At 60.6% G+C, this 20,563-nt stretch carries 16 protein-coding genes and 1 pseudogene; 8 read left to right on the top strand and 9 right to left on the bottom strand.

The window, feature by feature from the left end:
• Nucleotides 1-8 precede the first annotated feature (8 nt).
• Complete coding sequence (locus QMK47_RS25340) at nucleotides 9-173, top strand: DUF2474 domain-containing protein (RefSeq protein WP_258689430.1); 165 nt, start codon at nucleotides 9-11, stop codon at nucleotides 171-173.
• A gap of 98 nt (nucleotides 174-271) precedes the next feature.
• On the opposite strand, the gene QMK47_RS25335 is transcribed toward QMK47_RS25340, so the two are convergent.
• Together QMK47_RS25335 and QMK47_RS25330 are read right to left on the bottom strand one after the other, a co-directional pair.
• Nucleotides 272-1,411 (bottom strand): methyltransferase, encoded by a 1,140-nt coding sequence (locus tag QMK47_RS25335; RefSeq protein ID WP_320389479.1) that lies wholly within the window; start codon nucleotides 1,409-1,411, stop codon nucleotides 272-274.
• A gap of 182 nt (nucleotides 1,412-1,593) precedes the next feature.
• The gene (locus tag QMK47_RS25330; RefSeq protein ID WP_253469550.1) at nucleotides 1,594-2,307 is read right to left on the bottom strand and encodes an autoinducer binding domain-containing protein; all 714 of its coding nucleotides are present in this window, start codon (nucleotides 2,305-2,307) and stop codon (nucleotides 1,594-1,596) included.
• Between the two features lie 282 nt (nucleotides 2,308-2,589).
• Between QMK47_RS25330 and QMK47_RS25325 the strand changes: the two genes are divergently transcribed.
• Complete coding sequence (locus tag QMK47_RS25325) at nucleotides 2,590-3,366, top strand: ferredoxin--NADP reductase (protein ID WP_320389478.1); 777 nt, start codon at nucleotides 2,590-2,592, stop codon at nucleotides 3,364-3,366.
• A 265-nt stretch (nucleotides 3,367-3,631) separates the two neighbouring features.
• Here QMK47_RS25325 and mscL read toward each other — a convergent pair whose 3' ends face one another.
• Nucleotides 3,632-4,045, bottom strand: coding sequence for a large-conductance mechanosensitive channel protein MscL (gene mscL / locus QMK47_RS25320; protein WP_214512867.1), 414 nt, complete (start codon nucleotides 4,043-4,045; stop codon nucleotides 3,632-3,634).
• Nucleotides 4,046-4,327: 282 nt separating this feature from the next.
• Here mscL and katB point away from each other — a divergent pair, with 282 nt between their 5' ends.
• From katB to radA, 3 genes are all read left to right on the top strand, one after another.
• Nucleotides 4,328-5,869 carry a catalase KatB gene (gene katB, locus QMK47_RS25315; RefSeq protein ID WP_320389477.1) on the top strand — a complete coding sequence of 514 codons (1,542 nt, stop codon included), beginning with the start codon at nucleotides 4,328-4,330 and terminating at the stop codon, nucleotides 5,867-5,869.
• 152 nt (nucleotides 5,870-6,021) lie between these two features.
• A complete protein-coding gene (locus QMK47_RS25310; RefSeq protein WP_320390554.1) occupies nucleotides 6,022-6,570 on the top strand; it encodes an ankyrin repeat domain-containing protein in 549 nt (182 codons plus the stop codon).
• Between the two features lie 41 nt (nucleotides 6,571-6,611).
• Complete coding sequence (gene radA, locus QMK47_RS25305) at nucleotides 6,612-7,979, top strand: DNA repair protein RadA (protein ID WP_003185644.1); 1,368 nt, start codon at nucleotides 6,612-6,614, stop codon at nucleotides 7,977-7,979.
• Nucleotides 7,980-8,148: 169 nt separating this feature from the next.
• Here the strand turns inward: radA and QMK47_RS25300 are convergent, their stop codons facing one another.
• Nucleotides 8,149-8,505, bottom strand: a complete 357-nt coding sequence (locus tag QMK47_RS25300; RefSeq protein ID WP_253469541.1) for a PilZ domain-containing protein — start codon at nucleotides 8,503-8,505, stop codon at nucleotides 8,149-8,151.
• Between the two features lie 158 nt (nucleotides 8,506-8,663).
• On the opposite strand from QMK47_RS25300, the pseudogene QMK47_RS25295 reads away from it, so the two are divergent.
• The 3 genes and pseudogenes from QMK47_RS25295 to yjiA all read left to right on the top strand — a co-directional run bounded on the left by QMK47_RS25295 (nucleotide 8,664) and on the right by yjiA (nucleotide 12,059).
• A pseudogene (locus QMK47_RS25295) lies at nucleotides 8,664-10,729 on the top strand (carbon starvation CstA family protein).
• A gap of 15 nt (nucleotides 10,730-10,744) precedes the next feature.
• Nucleotides 10,745-10,942, top strand: coding sequence for a YbdD/YjiX family protein (locus QMK47_RS25290; protein ID WP_003201656.1), 198 nt, complete (start codon nucleotides 10,745-10,747; stop codon nucleotides 10,940-10,942).
• Between the two features lie 148 nt (nucleotides 10,943-11,090).
• Nucleotides 11,091-12,059, top strand: a complete 969-nt coding sequence (gene yjiA / locus QMK47_RS25285) for a GTPase (protein ID WP_258691275.1) — start codon at nucleotides 11,091-11,093, stop codon at nucleotides 12,057-12,059.
• On the opposite strand, the gene QMK47_RS25280 is transcribed toward yjiA, so the two are convergent.
• The 5 genes from QMK47_RS25280 to QMK47_RS25260 form a co-directional block, all read right to left on the bottom strand.
• Nucleotides 12,051-12,770, bottom strand: coding sequence for a GntR family transcriptional regulator (locus QMK47_RS25280; protein ID WP_413817752.1), 720 nt, complete (start codon nucleotides 12,768-12,770; stop codon nucleotides 12,051-12,053). The genes yjiA and QMK47_RS25280 overlap by 9 nt on opposite strands.
• A gap of 22 nt (nucleotides 12,771-12,792) precedes the next feature.
• On the bottom strand, nucleotides 12,793-13,497 hold the full coding sequence (locus QMK47_RS25275) for a FadR/GntR family transcriptional regulator (RefSeq protein WP_014340296.1): 705 nt from the start codon (nucleotides 13,495-13,497) through the stop codon (nucleotides 12,793-12,795).
• 59 nt (nucleotides 13,498-13,556) lie between these two features.
• The gene (locus QMK47_RS25270) at nucleotides 13,557-14,870 is read right to left on the bottom strand and encodes a C4-dicarboxylate transporter DctA (RefSeq protein WP_214512574.1); all 1,314 of its coding nucleotides are present in this window, start codon (nucleotides 14,868-14,870) and stop codon (nucleotides 13,557-13,559) included.
• A 348-nt stretch (nucleotides 14,871-15,218) separates the two neighbouring features.
• Complete coding sequence (glyA, locus tag QMK47_RS25265) at nucleotides 15,219-16,472, bottom strand: serine hydroxymethyltransferase (RefSeq protein ID WP_072347783.1); 1,254 nt, start codon at nucleotides 16,470-16,472, stop codon at nucleotides 15,219-15,221.
• 228 nt (nucleotides 16,473-16,700) lie between these two features.
• Nucleotides 16,701-20,549 (bottom strand): EAL domain-containing protein, encoded by a 3,849-nt coding sequence (locus QMK47_RS25260; RefSeq protein ID WP_253469530.1) that lies wholly within the window; start codon nucleotides 20,547-20,549, stop codon nucleotides 16,701-16,703.
• Between the last annotated feature and the right edge of the window lie 14 nt (nucleotides 20,550-20,563).

The raw sequence follows: 20,563 nt of genomic DNA, 5'->3' as shown, positions 1-20,563 counted from the left end.
CGTCGAGCATGGGCAAACCTGACTTGAAAGACATCGAGGCCGCCGAACGCAAGCCGCTCTGGCTGCGACTCGGCTGGCTGGTGACGATCTGGACCGGTAGTGTGCTGGCGCTGTTCATCGTCGCCAGCCTGATGCGGATGTTCATGAATGCCGCGGGGCTGACGACTCACTGATCGCCCTGTGGGAGCGAGCTTGCTCGCGATGAGGACAATGCAGGCTCGCAGGAGCCGAGGTGCTTGCATCGCGAGCCAGCTTTGCTCCCACAGACGATTTATTTGCGGGCTTTGAGGATCACGAATTTCGGCGTGGCGGCCACTTGCTCGACACCGCGGAACAACCGCGCCAGTTTGCTGTGGTACCCCAGGTGCCGGTTGCCGACGATGTACAGCGCGCCGCCCACCACCAGCGCTTCGCGAGCCTGCTGGAACATCCGCCAGGCGAGGAAATCGCCCACCACTTGCTGCTGGTGGAAGGGCGGATTGCACAGCACCACGTCCAGTGACTGTGCCTCTTGTCCGGCCAGGCCATCATCGGCCCGCAGGGTCACTTCGCGTTCGCCCAGGGCTGCACGCCAATTATCGGCGGCCGATTGCACGGCCATATACGACTCGTCCACCAGGGTGTAGTGGGCCTCGGGGTTTTGCAGGGCGCTGGCGATGGCCAGCACGCCGTTGCCGCACCCCAGGTCCGCGACCCGGGCCGTCCCGAGGTTTTTCGGCAGATGTGGCAGGAACGCGCGGGTGCCGATGTCCAGGCCTTCGCGGCAGAACACATTGGCGTGGTTGAGCAGCTCGATCTTCGGCTCGTCCAGCCAGTAACGCGTGGGGTAGGGCGATATGATCGGCGCACTGCCTTGTGAAGAGCCGGGTTGTGGCGTAGCGATCAACAGCCGTGCTTTTTTCACCGCCAGGGAGGCCTGCACCGGGCCGATATACCGCTCCAGCAAATCGCCAGCGGCCCGGGGCAGGTGCTTGATCATGGCCCCGGCAATCACTTGGGCGCCTGGCGCGAGTTGGCCTTGCAGGCGAATCAGCTGTTCCTCCAGCAAGGCCAGGGTTTTCGGTACTTTGATCAGGACGCGATCGAACGGGCCGGTCAGTGGCTCGCTGGCAGGTAGCGTTGGCACCGCATCGAAGGGGCGGCCGTTGCGCACCAGGTTTTTCTCCAGCGCCTGCAAAGCAAGGAAGGAGTCACCGCTGCTGGTCACCAGGACGTTGCCCGCCAGGCTGGCCGCCAGGGCGCCGAAGCCGTCATTGAGCACCAGGACCCGAGTCTGCGCGCTCGGCTGTTGTTCGGCCAGGTGCGCGAGCAGGTATTCGTCGGCCGCATCGAAGGCTTGCAGCGGTTCGTTCTGCTGTTCGGGTTGGCGGATCAGGTCGAGTTGAGCGAAGGGGCTGTCGAGCAGGGGCATGGCTGGGGACTCTGGAGATCAACGAGTGTCCCGCTGCCTGGAGATAGGTGTCTGTGCGGGACCTCCTGAATGAACGGCGTCGCGTGCAAGAAGCGGCATCATCCAAGTGGAACCGTAAATGGTACGTTTTTTTGTCGCACATTACTCGTGGGTTTTTCAGCTCGACAGTGTCGTGCCACGGGTCAGATCACATGGATCTGGGCGGCTTTAGCCACCGCTGAAATCTTATTGCTGACGTTCAGTTTTCGCATGCAACTGCACACATGGAAATTCACGGTCCGTTCGGAAAGACAAAGGATCCTGCCCACTTCCGAGGCCGTCTTGCCTTCGGCAGACCACCTCAATACTTCGATCTCTCTGGGGGACAAGTGACATTTTGGCTGGACTGCGGTGGCGTCCGCCAGTTTTTTGCTGGCAAGCGCATGCAGCTTTTGACTGGCGAAGATGGCGTAGCCGAGATTGCCATAATGCTCCTCGATATCAATGGGACAATGGGTTCGTGCAAGGCTGAACAGGCTGGACTGTGCCCCTTGTTCGTCATGAACGGCCTGGGTCCAGCCGTACTTGAGTCCTTGTCGATTAAGTTCTCGCCATAACTTAGGGGCCTGAGCGAAAACATTCTCATTCCACATGATCGGAAGTGGTGATTGATTGCAGTGTGCTACTATTGGGTCGTTCGATGCATAACCATTTTGTTCATAAAGCCGCTCCCATCCATAAGGGTAATTATTCAGGTTCACCTTACTGGTGTGATTGTTGGGGCTGCCTAAGTAGGCTGAAAATGCACAATAGTCAAATCCTTGATTGTTAAAGAAATTCACTACTAGACGATAGGCCGTCTGCAGGTCTTTTTCACAGGATAACTTCCTCAGCAACAAGTCCTTCCACCTGTCCATCGCTTTCTCCTGGGTTTGATTCGTCCATGCGGATCCAATCCCTGATGCGAATTTTTATTGTAGGACTTTTCCTAACTTGTAGTGAGATTTTTTTTAACTAGCTTACAGAATTGTAATGTATTAGTTCTGTAGATTGATTTCTTTTGCAGTGCTCTAACTTTGTACAGTTTTGGTAAAAGTTTTAGATGGGGCGAGTGCAACTAAAATGCTATTACTTGCCCGTCGGTGGTGAAAAGGTTCACTTTGCGGGACACTGTATGTCTTGTCCCATAGGAGTGGCTCATGACCGACAGCGCAGAGAAGTTCACCCGCCAAACCCTGCTCGATGTCCAGCCGTTGACGCCTCATCTGTTTACGTTGCGCACGACCCGGGATCGCGGCTTTCGCTTTCGGGCGGGACAGTTCGCCCGGCTGGGCGTCGTCAAGACGGATGGGACCACTGTCTGGCGGGCGTACTCCATGGTGTCGTCGCCGTTCGACGAGTTCCTCGAATTCTTTTCCATCGTGGTTCCCGATGGCGAGTTCACCAGTGAGCTCAGCCACCTGCAGCCGGGTGACGAACTGTTGGTGGATCGCCAGGCTTTCGGCTACCTGACGCTGGATCGCTTTGTCGATGGTCGGGATTTGTGGCTGCTGTCTACCGGGACGGGTGTGGCGCCGTTCCTTTCTATCCTCCAGGATTTTGAGGTCTGGGAAAAATTCGAGCGGATCATCCTGGTGTACAGCGTGCGCGAGGCGCAGGAGCTGGCGTATCAGGCGTTGATCAAGGAACTGTCCCAGCGCGACTACCTGGCCGAGTACGCTCATAAGTTTCGTTTCATTGCGACCGTCACCCGTGAGCAGCATCCGGGGGCGCTCAATGGGCGGATCACCACGCTGATCGAAAATGGCGAACTGGAGCGGGCGGCCGGCGCGACGCTGGCGCCGGAGCATTCGCGAGTGATGCTGTGCGGCAACCCGCAAATGATCGACGAGACACGCAAGCTGCTCAAGACCAGGGGGCTGCAGTTGAGCCTGACCCGTCGGCCGGGGCAGGTGGCGGTGGAAAACTACTGGTAGGAAACCCACGCATGTAGGAGCTGTGTAGGAGCTGTGTAGGAGCTGTCGAGTGCAACGAGGCTGCGATCTTTCCCCAGACACTTGAGTCTCAAGCGAAAGATCGAAAGATCAAAAGATCAAAAGATCAAAAGATCAAAAGATCAAAAGATCAAAAGATCAAAAGATCAAAAGATCAAAAGATCAAAAGATCGCAGGCTTCGCCAGCTCCTACAAAACCCAGCGCGAGCTTGCTCCCTCGCCACAGGTTCTATCGATGGAGGGAGGTTCAGGGCCGCTCGTTCTGGGCCTTGAGCAGGTCGCGAATTTCGGTGAGCAGCAGTTCTTCCTTGGTCGGAACAGGAGGCGCGCTGGGGGCCACGGCTTCTTCGCGCTTGAGGCGGTTGATCGCCTGGACGCCCATGAAAATGGCGAACGCCACGATGATGAAGTCGATGGTGCTCTGGATGAATTTACCGTAGGCCAGCATAACGGCAGGCGCATCACCCTGGGCGGCCTTGAGGGTGATGGCCAGGTCACTGAAGTCCACTCCACCAATCAGCAGGCCGATGGGAGGCATGACCACGTCGCCAACGAATGACGAAACGATTTTGCCGAAAGCGGCACCGATGATGATCCCGACGGCCATGTCGACGACATTGCCTTTGACCGCGAAGGCCTTGAACTCGCTTAGCACGCCCATGAGTTATTCCTTGTGACAGATTAAAGATGAGTGGCAGTGTAAGTCAGCCCAACGAGTCTTGCTCGAAACGCCTGCTTACAAAGCTTCAATTATCGACCTGGTCCTGGGTGAAAAGTTTTCAAAGTGCCATCAATCGCGCGTGATACGCGGTTTCAGCCTGGCACCCCACAACGTTTTTTCTATCGACGCGGTACGGCATTTCTATTTAGGTTTTCCTTTATCGAGCACTAGCCTCTGGATGGCGCACATGGATGCGCTCTATAACATCAGAGGAACACGCCTATGAACACTTCCCTTGGCCACGGGGCTTATTCCCATCGCCGCGCTTTTTTTGTGCTGACCGCGAGCCTTTTGTCCTTGTCTGTCAACGCGGCCACCCTGACCCGGGACAACGGTGCGGCTGTCGGCGACAACCAGAACTCGCAAACGGCAGGCCCCAACGGCCCGACCTTGCTGCAAGACGTGCAGTTGATCCAGAAGCTCCAGCGCTTTGACCGTGAGCGCATCCCTGAGCGCGTGGTGCATGCCCGTGGGACCGGCGCCCACGGTACCTTCACGGTTTCCGAGGATCTCAGCGACCTGACCAAGGCCAAGGTTTTTGCCGCAGGCCAGGTCACGCCAGTGTTCGTGCGTTTTTCTGCCGTGGTGCATGGCAATCATTCGCCGGAAACCCTGCGCGACCCCCGTGGTTTCGCCACGAAGTTCTACACTGCCGACGGTAATTGGGACTTGGTGGGTAACAACTTCCCGACCTTCTTCATCCGCGATGCCATCAAGTTTCCGGACATGGTCCACGCCTTCAAACCCGACCCTCGGACCAACCTGGACGATGACTCACGCCGCTTCGATTTCTTCTCCCATGTTCCAGAATCGACCCGCACCCTGACCGAGTTGTATTCCAACTCCGGGACGCCGGCCAGTTACCGCGAGATGGACGGTAACGGTGTACATGCCTACAAACTGGTTAACACCAAGGGTGAAGTTCACTACGTGAAATTTCATTGGAAAAGTTTGCAGGGCCTGAAAAATCTCGATCCGAAAGAAGTTGTGAAAGTTCAGGGTCAAGATTACAGCCATATGACAAATGATCTGGTGAATCATATTAATAAGGGCGACTTCCCGAAGTGGGACTTGTACGTCCAGGTGCTCAATCCAGAGGACCTTGCCAAGTTTGACTTCGACCCACTGGACGCGACCAAGATCTGGCCGGGTGTGCCTGAGCGCAAAGTCGGGCAAATGGTCTTGAACCGCAATCCGGCGAATGTCTTCCAGGAAACCGAGCAGGTGGCCATGGCGCCGGCCAATCTTGTACCGGGTATCGAACCTTCCGAGGATCGTTTGCTCCAGGGACGAGTATTTTCCTACGCTGACACGCAGATGTATCGCCTGGGTGCCAATGCCCTGCAACTGCCGATCAACGCCCCCAAGGTGGCGGTGAACAACGGTAACCAGGACGGCGCGATGAACCCTGGCAGCACCAGCACCGGAGTGAATTATCAGCCGAGCCGCCTGACGCCGCGTGAAGAACCGCAAGCGGCACGCTACAGCCAGGCCGCGCTGAGCGGCAGCACCCAGCAAGCGAAGATCCAGCGTGAGCAGAACTTCAAGCAGGCCGGTGATTTGTATCGTTCGTTCAGCAAGAAAGAGCGTGATGACCTGATCGACAGCTTCGGCGGCTCTTTGGCGACCACCGATGACGAGAGCAAGCACATCATCCTGTCGTTCCTCTACAAGGCTGACCCTGAGTACGGCACTGGCGTGGCTCGTGTCGCCAAAGGTGACTTGGCCCGGGTCAAGGCCCTGGCGGAAAAACTGACTGACTGATCCACAGCCAGGCAGGTGCATGACCTGTGGGAGCAAAGCTTGCTCGCGAAACAGGTGCTGGGGTCTGAAACCAGACCGAGTTGTCTGCATCGCGGGCAAGCCTTGCTCCCACAACCATGCCCCCACAGTCATCTGCCAGAGGAGACGTCATGATGCGCAGATTTTTTTTATCGATGCTTGCGACCTGGTCAATGAGCGTACTGGCCGATCAGCCAATACCCACTGAACCGGCCGCCGTACAAGAGCAGTTGCAAAACTATTACTTCGATGCCGCTCGCCGCGGCGATGTGCCGATGCTCGAGACTTTTATCGAGGCCGGTTATTCGCTCAATACCCAGGATGAAAAGGGCTACACCGCGCTGATTTTGGCGGCTTATCACGGCCACGGCCCCGCGGTGGAGCGGCTGCTGGCCGCGGGTGCCGATGCCTGTGCCCAGGACAAACGTGGCAACACGGCGTTGATGGGCGCGATTTTCAAGGGCGAAGTGCAGATTGCGCGGCGTTTGTTGTCCACCGATTGCAGCCCGGACCAACGCAACGGTGCCGGGCAGACCGCGGCGATGTATGCCGGCCTGTTCAAGCGCGATGAGTTGCTCGACGCCTTGAAGGCCAAGGGCGCCGATCTGCAGGCCCAGGACCCGTTGGGCAATACCGCGGTGGATCTGGCGAGGGGTGAAATCAGAATGCCGGCCCCGCGCTGACGTCCCCTAGGCTATCATCGCGGTTTTTCTCCGGAGTTCAGATGGCCAAGGCAAAGCGCATGTACGGCTGCACCGAGTGCGGCTCGACCTTTCCCAAATGGGCCGGCCAGTGCAGCGAATGCGGGGCCTGGAACACCCTGACTGAAACCATGGTGGAAAGCGGCGGCGCGGCGGCACCCACCGGTCGCACGGGCTGGGCCGGTCAGCAGGCGCAGATCAAGACCCTGGCCGAAGTCAGTGTCGAAGAAATTCCGCGTTTCTCCACTGCATCCGGAGAACTGGACCGCGTGCTCGGCGGCGGTTTGGTGGACGGTTCGGTGGTGCTGATCGGCGGCGATCCGGGCATCGGCAAATCCACCATCTTGTTGCAAACCTTGTGCAACCTCGCCACCCGCATGCCGGCGCTGTACGTCACTGGCGAAGAATCCCAGCAGCAGGTCGCCATGCGCGCCCGGCGCCTGGGCTTGCCCCAGGACCAGTTGCGGGTCATGACCGAGACCTGCATCGAGACCATCATCGCCACGGCGCGCCTGGAAAAACCCAAGGTGATGGTGATCGACTCGATCCAGACCATTTTCACCGAACAGCTGCAATCGGCCCCGGGCGGCGTGTCCCAGGTGCGCGAAAGTGCGGCGTTGCTGGTGCGCTACGCCAAGCAGAGCGGCACGGCGATTTTCCTGGTGGGCCACGTCACCAAGGAAGGCGCGCTGGCGGGGCCACGCGTGCTGGAGCACATGGTCGATACCGTGTTGTATTTCGAAGGCGAATCCGATGGTCGCCTGCGTTTGCTGCGGGCGGTGAAGAACCGCTTTGGTGCCGTGAACGAACTGGGTGTGTTCGGCATGACCGACAGAGGCTTGAAAGAAGTCTCAAACCCTTCGGCGATCTTTCTGACGCGTGCCCAGGAAGAAGTCCCTGGTAGCGTGGTCATGGCAACGTGGGAAGGCACCCGGCCGATGCTGGTCGAAGTGCAAGCGCTGGTGGACGACAGTCACCTGGCGAACCCGCGCCGGGTCACCCTGGGCCTGGATCAGAATCGGTTGGCCATGTTGCTGGCGGTGCTGCATCGACACGGCGGGATTCCGACGCACGACCAGGACGTGTTCCTCAACGTCGTGGGCGGGGTCAAGGTGCTGGAAACCGCGTCCGACCTGGCGTTGATGGCCGCAGTCATGTCCAGCCTGCGCAACCGGCCGCTGCCCCACGACCTGTTGGTGTTCGGCGAAGTGGGGCTGTCGGGCGAAGTACGGCCGGTGCCCAGTGGCCAGGAGCGACTCAAGGAAGCGGCCAAGCACGGTTTCAAACGCGCCATCGTGCCCAAGGGCAACGCGCCGAAGGAAGCCCCGCCGGGGTTGCAGATCATTGCCGTGACGCGCCTGGAACAGGCGTTGGATGCGTTGTTCGAATAGTACAGAGGCTTGTGCAGGCTTTTGTGGCGAGGGAGCTTGCTCCCGCTGGGCTGCGCAGCAGACCTGAAATCTGCATCTCGGTGTGTCAGGCTGATTGAATTGCTGCTTTTGGGGCTGCTACGCAGCCCAGCGGGAGCAAGCTCCCTCGCCACAGGGGATCTCGGTGCTGTCAGATATGAATCAACGCCGCCAACTCCCGCTCCAACTCGTCATGGTCGCCCAGGTTCAGCTCTACCAGCCGGCGTAGGTGTGCGATGGAGTCCAGGTCAATGTGCTCGCAGGCAAAGCCCAGGTGACCATGGTCATCATGGGCCAACCGAACTTCCATCTTGATCTCAGCATCAGGGCTCAAATGAATATCGGCCATGAAAGGTTGTTCGATATCGCCAAGCCAGGGTTCGGGTTTCTTGATCAGCAAACCCTTGAGGGACAGATCCAGCAATTCTACCGGCCAGATGAACGGGCCCTGGCTCAGCTCGGTCCTGGCATGGAAGTCAACTCGTACGAAGCGGCGACGTTCGCTCATTACGCATTCCCTCTGAAGATTCATTGACTATAGACCCTACTGAGGGAGCCTCGTCACCATTTGGCAATCGACAGACGAATGTCGAGTATGGCCTTTGCCTGGGTTAGCGCTAAACTCCAATGGCAATCTTTCTTGTCCACCCTGGCTGGAATATAAAAATGAAAAATAATAATAGCCTGCTACGCCATCTGCCCTGGCTACTGCTGGCCGTCGTAGGAGCGTGCGCCCTGGGCGTCGTGGCATTGCGTCGAGGCGAGGCGATCAACGCCCTCTGGATCGTCGTCGCAGCCGTGGCCATCTACCTGGTCGCCTACCGCTACTACAGCCTCTTCATCGCCAACAACGTGATGCAACTCGATGCGCGCCGGGCCACCCCTGCCGTGCTCAATAACGATGGCCTGGACTACGTCCCGACCAACAAACACATTCTCTTCGGTCACCACTTCGCGGCCATTGCCGGCGCGGGGCCGCTGGTCGGGCCGGTGCTGGCGGCGCAGATGGGCTACCTGCCCGGTACGCTGTGGCTGATCGCTGGCGTGGTGCTGGCCGGTGCGGTGCAGGACTTCATGGTCCTGTTCCTGTCCACCCGCCGCAACGGGCGTTCCCTGGGGACATGGTCCGTGAGGAAATGGGCCGCGTCCCTGGCACCATCGCGCTGTTCGGCTGCTTCCTGATCATGATCATCATCCTCGCGGTGCTGGCGCTGATCGTGGTCAAGGCCCTGGCCGAGAGCCCGTGGGGCATCTTCACGGTGATGGCGACCATCCCGATCGCGATGTTCATGGGCATCTACATGCGCTACATCCGCCCGGGCCGCATCGGTGAAATCTCGGTGATTGGCGTGCTGTTGCTGCTGGGCTCGATCTGGCTGGGCGGGCAAATTGCTGCCGATCCGGTCTGGGCCAAGGCCTTTTCCTTCACCGGGATCCAGATCACCTGGATGCTGATCGGCTACGGTTTTGTCGCGGCGGTGCTGCCGGTGTGGCTGATCCTGGCGCCGCGGGACTACCTGTCGACATTCCTCAAGATCGGCACCATCGTCGCCCTGGCGATCGGCATCCTGGTCACCATGCCCGAGCTGAAAATGCCGGCGCTGACCCAGTTCACCGACGGCACCGGGCCGGTATGGAAGGGCGGTCTGTTCCCGTTCCTGTTCATCACCATCGCCTGCGGCGCGGTCTCGGGTTTCCACGCGCTGATCTCCTCGGGCACCACGCCCAAGCTCTTGGATAACGAAACCAACGCCCGCTACATCGGTTACGGCGGCATGCTGATGGAGTCCTTCGTGGCGATCATGGCCATGGTCGCGGCTTCGGTCATCGAGCCGGGCGTGTACTTCGCCATGAACAGCCCGGCGGCGATCGTCGGCGGTGACGTGGTGGCCGTGGCCCAGACCGTCAGCAGCTGGGGTTTTGCAATCACCCCCGAGGCGCTGCAAGCGGTGGCCAAGGACATCGGCGAGACCACCGTGCTGGCCCGTGCCGGCGGTGCGCCGACCCTGGCGGTCGGTATTGCGCAGATCCTGCACTCGGTGCTGCCGGGTGAGAACACCATGGCGTTCTGGTACCACTTCGCGATCCTGTTCGAAGCGCTGTTCATCCTCACCGCCGTGGACGCCGGCACCCGTGCCGGGCGGTTCATGCTGCAGGACTTGCTCGGCTCGTTCGTGCCTTCGCTCAAGCGCACCGAATCCTGGCCGGCCAACCTGATCGCCACCGCCGGTTGCGTAGCGATGTGGGGCTACCTGCTGTACCAGGGCGTGATCGATCCGCTGGGCGGCATCAATACCTTGTGGCCACTGTTCGGCATCTCCAACCAGATGCTGGCCGGTATCGCCCTGATGCTCGCCACCGTGGTCCTGATCAAGATGAAGCGCCAGCGCTACGTCTGGGTCACGCTGCTGCCGGCGGCCTGGCTGCTGATCTGCACCACCACCGCGGGCCTGATCAAGCTGTTCGACGCCAACCCGGCGATCGGCTTCCTGGCCCTGGCGCGCAAATACAACGATGCCCTGGCCGCCGGCCAGGTCCTGGCCCCGGCCAAGAGCATCGAGCAGATGCAGCACGTGGTGTTCAACGCCTACACCAACGCGACGCTGACGGCATTGTTCCTGTTCGTGGTCTTCAGCATTTTGTTCTACGCGCTCAAGGTCGGCGTCGCCGCCTGGGGCACCAAGGAACGCACGGACAAGGAAGCGCCATTCCAGGCCTTGCCGGACGCTTGATAGGGGATTGCAACGATGTTCAATGACTTGAGTCGCCTCGGTAAATACCTCGGTCAGGCCGCCCGCCTGATGGTCGGCATGCCCGACTACGACAACTACGTCGAGCACATGCAAACCAAGCACCCGGACAAACCGTTGATGGACTACGAGGCGTTCTTTCGCGAACGCCAGGAGGCCCGTTACGGCGGCAAGGGTGGGCCCAAGTGCTGTTGAACTGAGGTCGATCCCCTTGTGGGAGCGAGCTTGCTCGCGATAGCGTCGGGTCAGCAGTATTGGTGTTGACTGACTTACCGCTATCGCGAGCAGGCTCGCTCCCACATTGGTTTGTGCTTTTCTTTAATTTCGAAACAGGAGAATCATGTTGTCCTCTCCCATCCCGGTCACCATCCTCAGCGGCTTCCTCGGCGCCGGCAAGACCACGCTGTTGCGCCATCTACTCAAGGCCGAGCACGGCCTGAAAATCGCCGTGATCGAGAACGAATTCAGCGATGCCGGCATCGACACCCAACTGCTGGGCGACGAGCCGGTGCAAGTCATGACCCTGGCCAACGGTTGCGTGTGCTGCACCATCCACACCGACCTGACCAAGGCCCTGTACCTGTTGCTCGAGCGGCTGGACAGCGGCGAGATTGCCTTCGATCGCCTGGTGATCGAATGCACCGGCCTGGCCGACCCGGCCCCGGTGGCGCAGACTTTTTTCATCGACGAGGACCTGCGCGAGCGCTATATCCTCGACGGCATTCTTACGCTGGTGGACGCAGCTCATGCCGAGATCCACCTGGCCCAGGCCATCGCCCAGGCCCAGGTCGGGTTTGCCGATCGCCTGCTCCTGAGCAAGACCGACCTGGTGGACACGGCCCAGGTCCAGGCCCTTGGCGAGCGCCTGACGCGCATCAACCGGCGGGCACCCATCAGGGTGGTGGAACACGGCAAGATCGACCTGGCCGAACTGCTCGATATTCGTGGCTTCAATCTCAATGCGGACCTGGGCGCAGGGTTCAGCCTGCGACCGGTCGGCAAGGCCACCCCGGGCGATCGCATCAGCAGCCTGGTGCTGCGTACCGACAAGGCGCTGGATATCGACAAGCTCAGCGAGTTCATGAATCAGTTGCTGGAAGAACACGGCAAGCAATTGCTGCGCTACAAGGGCGTGCTGAACATCGCCGGCGAACCCCGTCGGTTGGTATTCCAGGGCGTGCTCAAGTTGTACGGTTTCGATTGGGACACCGAATGGGCCCCCGGCGAGGCCCGGGAAAGCGTGATCGTATTCATCGCCGACGAACTGCCGGAAGAGAAGATCCGCGCCGGCTTCGAAGCCGCGCTACTTTGACGAACCCGTACCTGCGGCCAGCAGCAGTTTTTGCTCCAGATGGTCCAGGTGCTCGTCCATCAGCCGCACCGCTTCGTTGACGTTGCGGCCTTCCACGGCGTCGACGATTGCCAGGTGTTCCTGCCAGGCACAGTGCCTGCGAGACTTGATCTCGTGTCGGGCCAGGGCCAACGAGGTCAACGGCACCAGGCTGCCGAGAAATTGCATTAACGGCGCGTTGCCGGCCATGGCGGCCAGTTGCAGGTGAAACTCGCCGGACAGGCGGATCGCCGGGCCACGCTCGCCACGAGCCAGGCATTGGCGCTCGCGCTCCACCAGATCGCGCAGCTGTTGCAGGTCCTTGGGCTGCGGCGCCTTGCAGGCCAGGCGCACCAGGGTCTGCTCTGCCAGGCGGCGAGCGTGGAGGATCTGCCGGGTCTGCTCCAGGTCTGGCGCGGCAACCTGTGGCCGGTGGTTGGGCCGCAGGATCACCACTTGCTGATGGGACAGGCGTGCCAGAACGCGGCGAATGACGCTGCGGCTGACGCCGAACACATCCCCCAGGCTTTCCTCGGTGAAGCGGCTGGCCGGGGCAATGCGTTGTTCGAGGATGGCGTCGAAGATCTGCGGATAGATATCGTCCACCGACGGTTTGCCGATCCGGCCGGGCAGGGGCAGGGTGGCCAGCACGTTGTGGTTGTGCTGGGGTTGATGGGGCATGAGGTTGTTCATGGCGGTCTCCACAGGCAATGGCTCAGGTGCCGAGGTTGTCGTCCGGAATGTTCAATTCGATGCCCATGCGCTGGCCTTCCCGGAGAATATGCCGGCGCATTTCGGCGCTGGCCTGGGCGCTGTTCTTGCCCCGGATGGCACGGACCACGGCTTCGTTCTCTTCCAGGCGTTCGGCCAGGTGCTCGGGCGAATTGCGCAACACATCGGCGCTCTGCTTGAGAGCGTTACTGGTCTGCTGGACCACGTTCTGGAAAATCGGGTTGGACGTCAGGGCAAACAATTCTTCATGGAAAGCGATGTAGGCGTTGGCGCAGGCATCGCTGTCGTTGGCTTCCAGGGCTTCGCGCATGTCCATGAGGGTCAGGCGCAACTGGCCGACCTCCTTGCTGCTGATGGACTGGGCCACCAGGCCGACGATGAACGGTTCCAGGGTGTAGCGCAGTTGCAGCAGGTCTTCCAGGCTCGCGCCGGCCATGGCGCTGCCTTCACCGGCAGCATCGTTGAGATGGGCCTCCAGCACCACGACGCCTTTGCCGGGCATCGAGCGCACCAGGCCCAGGGTCTCCAGCACAATCACCGCTTCACGCAGGCTGGGTCGGCTGATGCCCAGTTGCTCGGCCAGCTCGCGCTGGCCGGGCAGCATGTCGCCCGAGCGCCACTGGCCCCGGGCGAGGGCGGCGCGGAGTTTCTCCACCACGGAATTGACGACGGTCGATGAACTGATCACATGTGACTCCTTGAAAATCGATCAGGCGATGCCGGTTCGCGGGCCGGCATCGCCGTCTTTCAGAATTGCTGGTGATGGGCACTGCCCACCGGTTTCCTGGGTTGGAAGGTATAGCCTTGTTGGCCGGACAGCACCTTGCGCGCCCGAGGGATGTCGATGTCTTTTTCCCAGCGGGCAATCGCCACGGTGGCCACGCAGTTGCCAATCAGGTTGGTCAGGGCACGACCGATGCCCATGAACCAGTCCACGGCCAACACCAGCACCAGGCCGACCACCGGGATTGCCGGGATCGCCGTCAGCGTCGCTGCCAGGATCACCAGCGCCGAGCCGGGAATCCCATGGGCACCCTTGGAGGTGATCAGCGAGACCAGCAGGATGGTCAACAGATCGCTCATGGCCAGGGGCGTGCCGGTCGCGTTGGCGATGAAGACAATGGCCAGGGTCAGGTAGATCGAAAAACCATCCAGGTTGAACGAGTAGCCGGTTGGAATGACCAGGCCCACGGTAGAGCTGCCGATGCCCAGGTGTTCGAGCTTGCGCATGATCTGTGGCAGCACGGCATCGGACGATGCGGTGCCGAGTACGATCAGCAGCTCTTCGCGCAGGTATTTGAGGAATGGCAGCATCGGCAGGCCCGACACGCGCATCACCGCACCCAGGATCACCGCGACAAAAGCGCTGCAGGTCAGGTAGAACAGGCCGACGAGGCTGCCCAGGTGCTGTAGCGAATCCAGGCCATATTTGCTGGTGGTGAAGGCAATGGCCCCGAAGACGCCGATCGGGGCCAGGCGCACGATCATGCCCATGATGCGGAAGATCACGTGGCTGAGTTCGTTGATCAGGCGTGAAATGCCGGAAGCAGCGTCACCAACAAGGTTCAACGCGCTGCCGAACAGCACGGCAAACAGCAGCACCTGCAGGATGTTGTTTTCCGCGAACGCGCCGATCACCGAGGTCGGGATCAGGTTCATCAGGAACTGGGTGGTGGTGACCATGTGCTGGCCGCGCTGGGCGATATCGTTCACATCAGCGCTGGAGAGCTGCTCCAGGTGGATGTTCGCGCCGCTGCCAATGCCTGTGCTGAAAGCAAGGACCAGGCCGATGACCAGGGCAATGGAGGTGAGTATTTCGAAGTAGATGACCGACTTGAGGCCGATGCGCCCGACCTTCTTGAGATCGCCGGCGCCGGAGATGCCGCTGACCACCACGCAGAACACGATCAGGCCGATGAGCATCTTGATCAGCTTGATAAAACCGTCGCCGAGGGGTTTGAGCTGTGCAGAATATTCTGGAAGGGTAAGCCCGCAGACGATGCCGAGCACCAGTCCGAGGACAACTTGAAGGAAGATCGACCGCGAGCACCATTTGAGCATGGGAGGGATTCCTGGTTCGGTGTCCTTGTTCGCCAGGGGAGGGCTGGCGTCGGGACTTCATTATTTTGGTCTTACCGGTTTGTCCAGTGCAGGCGCAGTCTAGGCGCTGTTTTCGCGGGGATGCAAGCTCGATTGTGATGATTTGGCTTGGCCGGTCTTACCAGTTGGGGTGAAAGCCCTGTGCTTGAGCGTTTTCTCGGCAGGAAAAAAGTCGCCAGCTGCCTGAGCGAGTCAGTAAGGAAATAACAGCTATGCACACCCTGGTCTTCGGCGTGCATCCGAGCAGGCAATAAAAAAGGCCCGCATCTTTCGATGCGGGCCTTGTTCAACTGCGCTCTGGCGGGCTGATTAAGCGCCGTAGACCGGCAGCTTCTTGCAGATGGCCTTGACCTTCTCACGCACGGCGTCGATGACCGCTTCGTTGTTCAGGTCCGCCAGGATGTCGCAGATCCAGCCAGCCAGTTCCTTGCACTCGGCTTCCTTGAAGCCACGAGTGGTCACGGCCGGGGTGCCGAAGCGCAGGCCCGAGGTGACGAACGGAGAGCGTGGGTCGTTTGGCACCGAGTTCTTGTTGACGGTGATGAACGCCTTGCCCAGCGCCGCGTCGGCGTCTTTACCGGAGATCTCTTGCTTGATCAGCGAGAGCAGGAACAGGTGGTTTTCAGTACCGCCGGACACCACGTCGAAGCCGCGCTCGATGAACACGCCGGCCATGGCCTTGGCATTCTTCACCACTTGTTGCTGGTAAGCCTTGAACTCAGGTTGCAGCGCTTCCTTGAAGCAGATCGCCTTGGCTGCGATCACGTGCTCCAGTGGGCCACCCTGGGCGCCTGGGAAGACGGCGGAGTTCAGCTTCTTCTCGATGTCGGCATTGGCGCGCGCCAGGATCAGGCCGCCACGTGGACCGCGCAGGGTCTTGTGGGTGGTGGTGGTGACCACGTCGGCGAATGGCACCGGGTTCGGGTAGACGCCAGCGGCGACCAGGCCGGCAACGTGGGCCATGTCGACGAACAGGTAGGCACCGACCTTGTCGGCGATCTCGCGAAAGCGCGGGAAGTCGAGGACCTGGGAGTAGGCGGAGAAACCGGCCACGATCATTTTCGGCTTGTGCTCGAGGGCCAGGCGCTCGACTTCGTCGTAGTCGATCAGGCCGTTGCCGTCGATGCCGTACTGGACGGCGTTGTACAGCTTGCCGGAGGAGGAAACGCTGGCGCCGTGGGTCAGGTGACCGCCGTGGGCCAGGCTCATGCCCAGGATGGTGTCACCGGCCGACAGCAGCGCCAGGTACACGGCGGAGTTGGCTTGGGAGCCTGCGTGCGGCTGGACGTTGGCGTAATCGGCACCGAACAGTTGCTTGGCGCGGTCGATGGCCAGTTGCTCGACCACGTCGACGTACTCGCAACCACCGTAGTAACGCTTACCTGGGTAGCCTTCGGCGTACTTGTTGGTCAGTACCGAGCCTTGAGCTTCCATCACCGCGGGGCTGGTGTAGTTTTCCGAAGCGATCAGCTCAATGTGCTCTTCCTGGCGCTGAGCTTCTTGCTCCATGGCGGCAAAGAGATCGGCGTCGTACTTGGCAATAGTCAAATCACGGCTGAACATGGCGGTCCTCAAGGATCGGGGGCAGAAAAGGGGGGCATTCTACCTCAACCGGTTTTGGAAGGCATATGAAAGGGCGTCATGTCGCGGACGAATGGGTTTCACGCGCCATTCTGCGTTGCCCTGGCGGGCCTCATCGCGAGCAAGCTCGCTCCTACATTGGACCTGCGTACACATAACCTGTGGGAGCGAGCTCGCTCGCGATGAGGCCGCTACAGGCGCTGAAGGGCCTCAGTCGAGCATGAACAACGCATCATTGCTGAACTGCGCTTCAAACCGGGTGGCCGGCATCGGCCGGCCGAACAGGTAGCCCTGGACTTCGTCGCAACCGTGTTCGCGCAAGAAGTCCAGTTGCTCGTGGGTCTCGACACCCTCGGCGATCACCGCCAGGTTGAGGCTGTGAGCCATGGCGATGATCGCCCGGGCGATCTGTGCATCCTGCTCGCCGGACGGCAGGCCGTCGACGAAGGTGCGGTCGATCTTCAGCACGTCGATGGGGAATTGCTTGAGGTAGTTGAGCGACGAATAACCGGTGCCGAAATCATCGACGGCGATGCTCAGGCCCAGGTTTTTCAGCCCGGCCAGGATCTGCATCGCCTCGCTGACTTCGCGCATCAGGATACTTTCCGTCAGTTCCAGCTCCAGGCAGGCTGGCGGCAGGCCGGTGCTGCGCAGGATATTGGCGATGCGCGTGCCCAACTGGCCGTCGGAGAACTGCCGGGCCGAAATGTTGACCGAGACCTTCGGCACCCGGACCTTGGCCTGGTGCCACGTTCTGAGCTGCCGACAGGCCTCGGTGATGACCCAGTCGCCGACGTCCACCACCAAGCCGAGTTCTTCGAGTACCGGGATGAAATCCCCCGGCGGCACCAACCCGCGTCGTGGATGGCGCCAGCGCAGCAGGGCTTCGGCGCCAGTCAAACGTTTGCCATCGCCGCTGAACTGCGGCTGGTAATACAGCACGAACTCGTTCTGTTCCAGGGCGTGGCGCAGGTCGCTTTCCAGCTCCAGGCGCTCCAGGGCGCTGGCGTTCATGTCCGCTTGATAGAACTGGAAGTTGTTCTTGCCACGCTCCTTGGCGTGATACATGGCGGTGTCGGCATTTTTCATCAATTGGCTCAGTTCGTTGCCGTCCTGGGGGCTCAGGGCGATACCGATACTGGCGGTGACGAAGAACTCCCGGCCTTCGAGCACGAATGGCCGGACCAGGCTGGCGAGGATCTGCTCGGCTACGTTGATTGCCCGGTTCAGCGCCATTTCGCGGCTGGCGCGTGGTTGCAGCAGCAGGGTGAATTCATCGCCACCCATGCGTGCCACGGTGTCGTCGTCGGCGACGCAGCCGAGCAGGCGCGTGGCCATTTCCTTGAGCATCCGGTCGCCGGCGGCATGGCCGAGGGAGTCGTTGATCGGCTTGAAGCGGTCCAGGTCGAGGAACATCAGCACGACCCAGGACTTCTGCCGCTCGGCCGATTGCAGCGCGGTGTGCAGGCGATCCTGGAACAGCGTGCGGTTGGGCAGGTGAGTCAGGGCATCGTAATAGGCCAGGCGATGAATGCGCTGCTCGCTGGCCTTGCGCTCGCTGATGTCGCTGAAGAAGCATACATAGCTGGCCAGGTCGCCTTCGTCATCCAGCACGGCCGTAATGCCGACCCAGGCCGGGTAATGCTCGCCATTGCGGCGCTTGAGCCAGACTTCGCCTTCCCAGGTGCTGTGCTGTTGCAACTGCTTGAGCACGTAGCGCAAGTGGGCTTCCTGCTGTTCGTCCACGGTCAGCATGTTGGGCAACTGGTCCAGCACTTGCGACACGGCATAACCGCTGACGCGACTGAAGGCTTCGTTGGCCTGGACAATGTAGCCGGCCGGGTCGGTGATCAGGATCGCCGAGGTCGAGTGCTCGAAGACCGTAGCGGCCATGCGCAGGTCTTTTTCGGCGCGACGCTGCTGGCTGATGTCGCGACCGACGCCGAGCACGCCTTCGAACGCGCCGTGTTCATCCCACACCAGTACCAGCCGAAGCTCGATGGGAATCTTGCGCCCGTCGGCACGCAGGCAGTCGAACAGGAACAACTGGGTCTGCATCTGGTTGCGCAGCTCGGCCAGTTGGTCGGGCTTGTCGAGGGCTTTGCTGACCCGGTCCATCATGCTGTAGATGCCGGTCAGTTGTTGCGGGTTGGCGATGATCGATTGCCAGCCGTTCTGGAAGATCCAGTCGGCGGTGTAGCCCAGCACCGCTTGCACCGACGGGCTGACGTAGTTGAGCGAAAGCTTGTTGTCGGTGGAGAAAATCACGTCGCTGATGCTTTCGGCGAGCATCCGGTAGCGTTGCTCGCTGTCACGCAGCGATTCGCTGGCCTCGATCTGCTCGGTGATGTCCTTGGCTACGCCGATGATTCGTGTCACCTGGTTTTCCCGGTCCCGGGCCAGGGCCTGTTCGCGGATGTCGAAGCAGCGCCATTTGCCATTGCGATGGCGAAAGCGCAGTTGGCATTGCAACAATTGCGTGTACCCGCCCCGCCGTTGTGCCTGGCGCAGGCTGTGGTAATGATCGGCATCGTCGCTGTGCAGCAGGATTTCCCAGAAGTACTCGCCCATCTGGTGCAGTTCGGTGCGGTCGTACCCCAGGGTCTGGCCCAGGTGGTGGTTGCTGAAGATCATCCGCTGGCTGATGACGTCCTGCACATAGAGATGATCCGGCACGGTGCGCACCACGTCGGACCAGAAACCCTCGCGTTCGAGCAGCGAGAGCTCGATCAGCTTGCGGCTGGTGATGTCGCTGATGCTCAGGATGACCGCGTTATGGTCTTGCTGTTTTTCCGGCAGGCGCAGCACCAGCCACAGGTACTGGTCGCGGCCATGGGCGTCCTGGAGCTTGATTTCCAGTTCCAGTTGCTTGTGTTGATCGAGCAGCGCTTCGAGCAGCTTCGAGCCGACGGGGTTGTTGTCCTGCGCACCTTTGCCGACCAGCAGTTGCCAGGCCTGGTCGCAGGAATCGACATTGAGCAGCTTCAACGCCATCTGGTTGACTTCGGTGACGTGGACTTCCTGGCGCAATTGCTCGAGTTGATGGGAGGTTTTCGTCCAGGCGCGCAATTGATCGCCCGTGTGCAGGCCGGCCCGCTCAAAAAAGGCCTTGAGCCCCGATAGGTCAAGCACGCACAGGGCCACGCCAGTGCCTTCGAAAATATCCTGGTAGCGCCGCCGACCTTCATGCAACTGCCGCTGACGCCGGCGCATGTTCAGGAGCGCAATCACCGGCAACAACGAAAACGCCAGGCCCAGCAGGCATTTGCCGATGAAGGCCGGCAGCAGTTGTTCGATCACCTGGCGACGGTCGAACAGCCCCCGCAGTTGCCAGTCGCTGCTGCTCAAGGGCACGGTCAGTACGGTGTTCTCCAGGTCATCCGGGGACAAATGGGTAGGGCTGCTCGAGGGCAGGTTTTCGTCGCGGCTGATGATCTGCTGGTTGAGACGGTTTTCCACCAGCCACAGCGGGCGCAGCCCCATATCGGTCTGCTTGGTCAGGGTGGAGAAAAAATTCGGGTTCAGGCGCAGGGCCCAGTAGCCACGGCTACTGCCGCTGGCCTGATGCAACAATAGATGCACCACGGAGCCGTCTTCGGCATTGCTGAAATAATGGGCCTGGGCCCGGCTGCGCCGCACCAGCTCGCCGAGGTAATCGGCGTCGGGGCTGTCGGCGTCGCTGTCACTGAGTACTCGGCCGGAGGGGCTCAGCAGGGCCAGGCTGCGCAGTTCAGGCAGCGATTGCTGGAGTTTGCGCACCAGTGCCTGCTGTTCGTCGGTCGTTTGTGGTTGTTCGACGATTGGTAGCAGGTTGAGGGCGATTTGCGCGTTCAGGGCCATGTTCAGGCTGACCTGCGCGGCGAGATCGGCGGTGTAGTCGATGGTGTATTGGCGTTGTTGCTGTTGGGTTTCGCGCAGTTGGTCGAGCAATTGCCAGAACAGCAAGCCGAGCAACAGCAACACCAGTGTGGCCAGCGCACTCTTCAATGTCCCGCGCAGGGGCGAGCCGGGCACGACAGCGGGTGCGCGAGGGGACAGGGGCGGAGTGACGTTGGACAAGCTGTAATCCTGCA

The sequence above is a fragment of the Pseudomonas sp. P9_35 genome (assembly GCF_034008205.1).
Lineage (GTDB): Bacteria > Pseudomonadota > Gammaproteobacteria > Pseudomonadales > Pseudomonadaceae > Aquipseudomonas > Aquipseudomonas kilonensis.
Note: the sequence above shows the minus strand (reverse complement) of the source record. Positions and strands in the feature narration are given on the sequence as shown.

What these genes read in the sequence shown, in the direction of transcription:
- QMK47_RS25325 (WP_320389478.1), top strand. Translation starts at nt 2,590, where the DNA reads ATGACCGACAGCGCAGAGAAGTTCACCCGCCAAACCCTGCTCGATGTC.
- glyA (WP_072347783.1), bottom strand. Translation starts at nt 16,472, where the DNA reads ATGTTCAGCCGTGATTTGACTATTGCCAAGTACGACGCCGATCTCTTT.
- QMK47_RS25270 (WP_214512574.1), bottom strand. Translation starts at nt 14,870, where the DNA reads ATGCTCAAATGGTGCTCGCGGTCGATCTTCCTTCAAGTTGTCCTCGGA.
- mscL (WP_214512867.1), bottom strand. Translation starts at nt 4,045, where the DNA reads ATGGGCGTGCTAAGCGAGTTCAAGGCCTTCGCGGTCAAAGGCAATGTC.
- QMK47_RS25335 (WP_320389479.1), bottom strand. Translation starts at nt 1,411, where the DNA reads ATGCCCCTGCTCGACAGCCCCTTCGCTCAACTCGACCTGATCCGCCAA.
- QMK47_RS25300 (WP_253469541.1), bottom strand. Translation starts at nt 8,505, where the DNA reads ATGAGCGAACGTCGCCGCTTCGTACGAGTTGACTTCCATGCCAGGACC.
- QMK47_RS25330 (WP_253469550.1), bottom strand. Translation starts at nt 2,307, where the DNA reads ATGGACAGGTGGAAGGACTTGTTGCTGAGGAAGTTATCCTGTGAAAAA.
- radA (WP_003185644.1), top strand. Translation starts at nt 6,612, where the DNA reads ATGGCCAAGGCAAAGCGCATGTACGGCTGCACCGAGTGCGGCTCGACC.
- QMK47_RS25310 (WP_320390554.1), top strand. Translation starts at nt 6,022, where the DNA reads ATGCGCAGATTTTTTTTATCGATGCTTGCGACCTGGTCAATGAGCGTA.
- QMK47_RS25290 (WP_003201656.1), top strand. Translation starts at nt 10,745, where the DNA reads ATGTTCAATGACTTGAGTCGCCTCGGTAAATACCTCGGTCAGGCCGCC.
- QMK47_RS25280 (WP_413817752.1), bottom strand. Translation starts at nt 12,770, where the DNA reads ATGAACAACCTCATGCCCCATCAACCCCAGCACAACCACAACGTGCTG.
- QMK47_RS25340 (WP_258689430.1), top strand. Translation starts at nt 9, where the DNA reads ATGGGCAAACCTGACTTGAAAGACATCGAGGCCGCCGAACGCAAGCCG.
- katB (WP_320389477.1), top strand. Translation starts at nt 4,328, where the DNA reads ATGAACACTTCCCTTGGCCACGGGGCTTATTCCCATCGCCGCGCTTTT.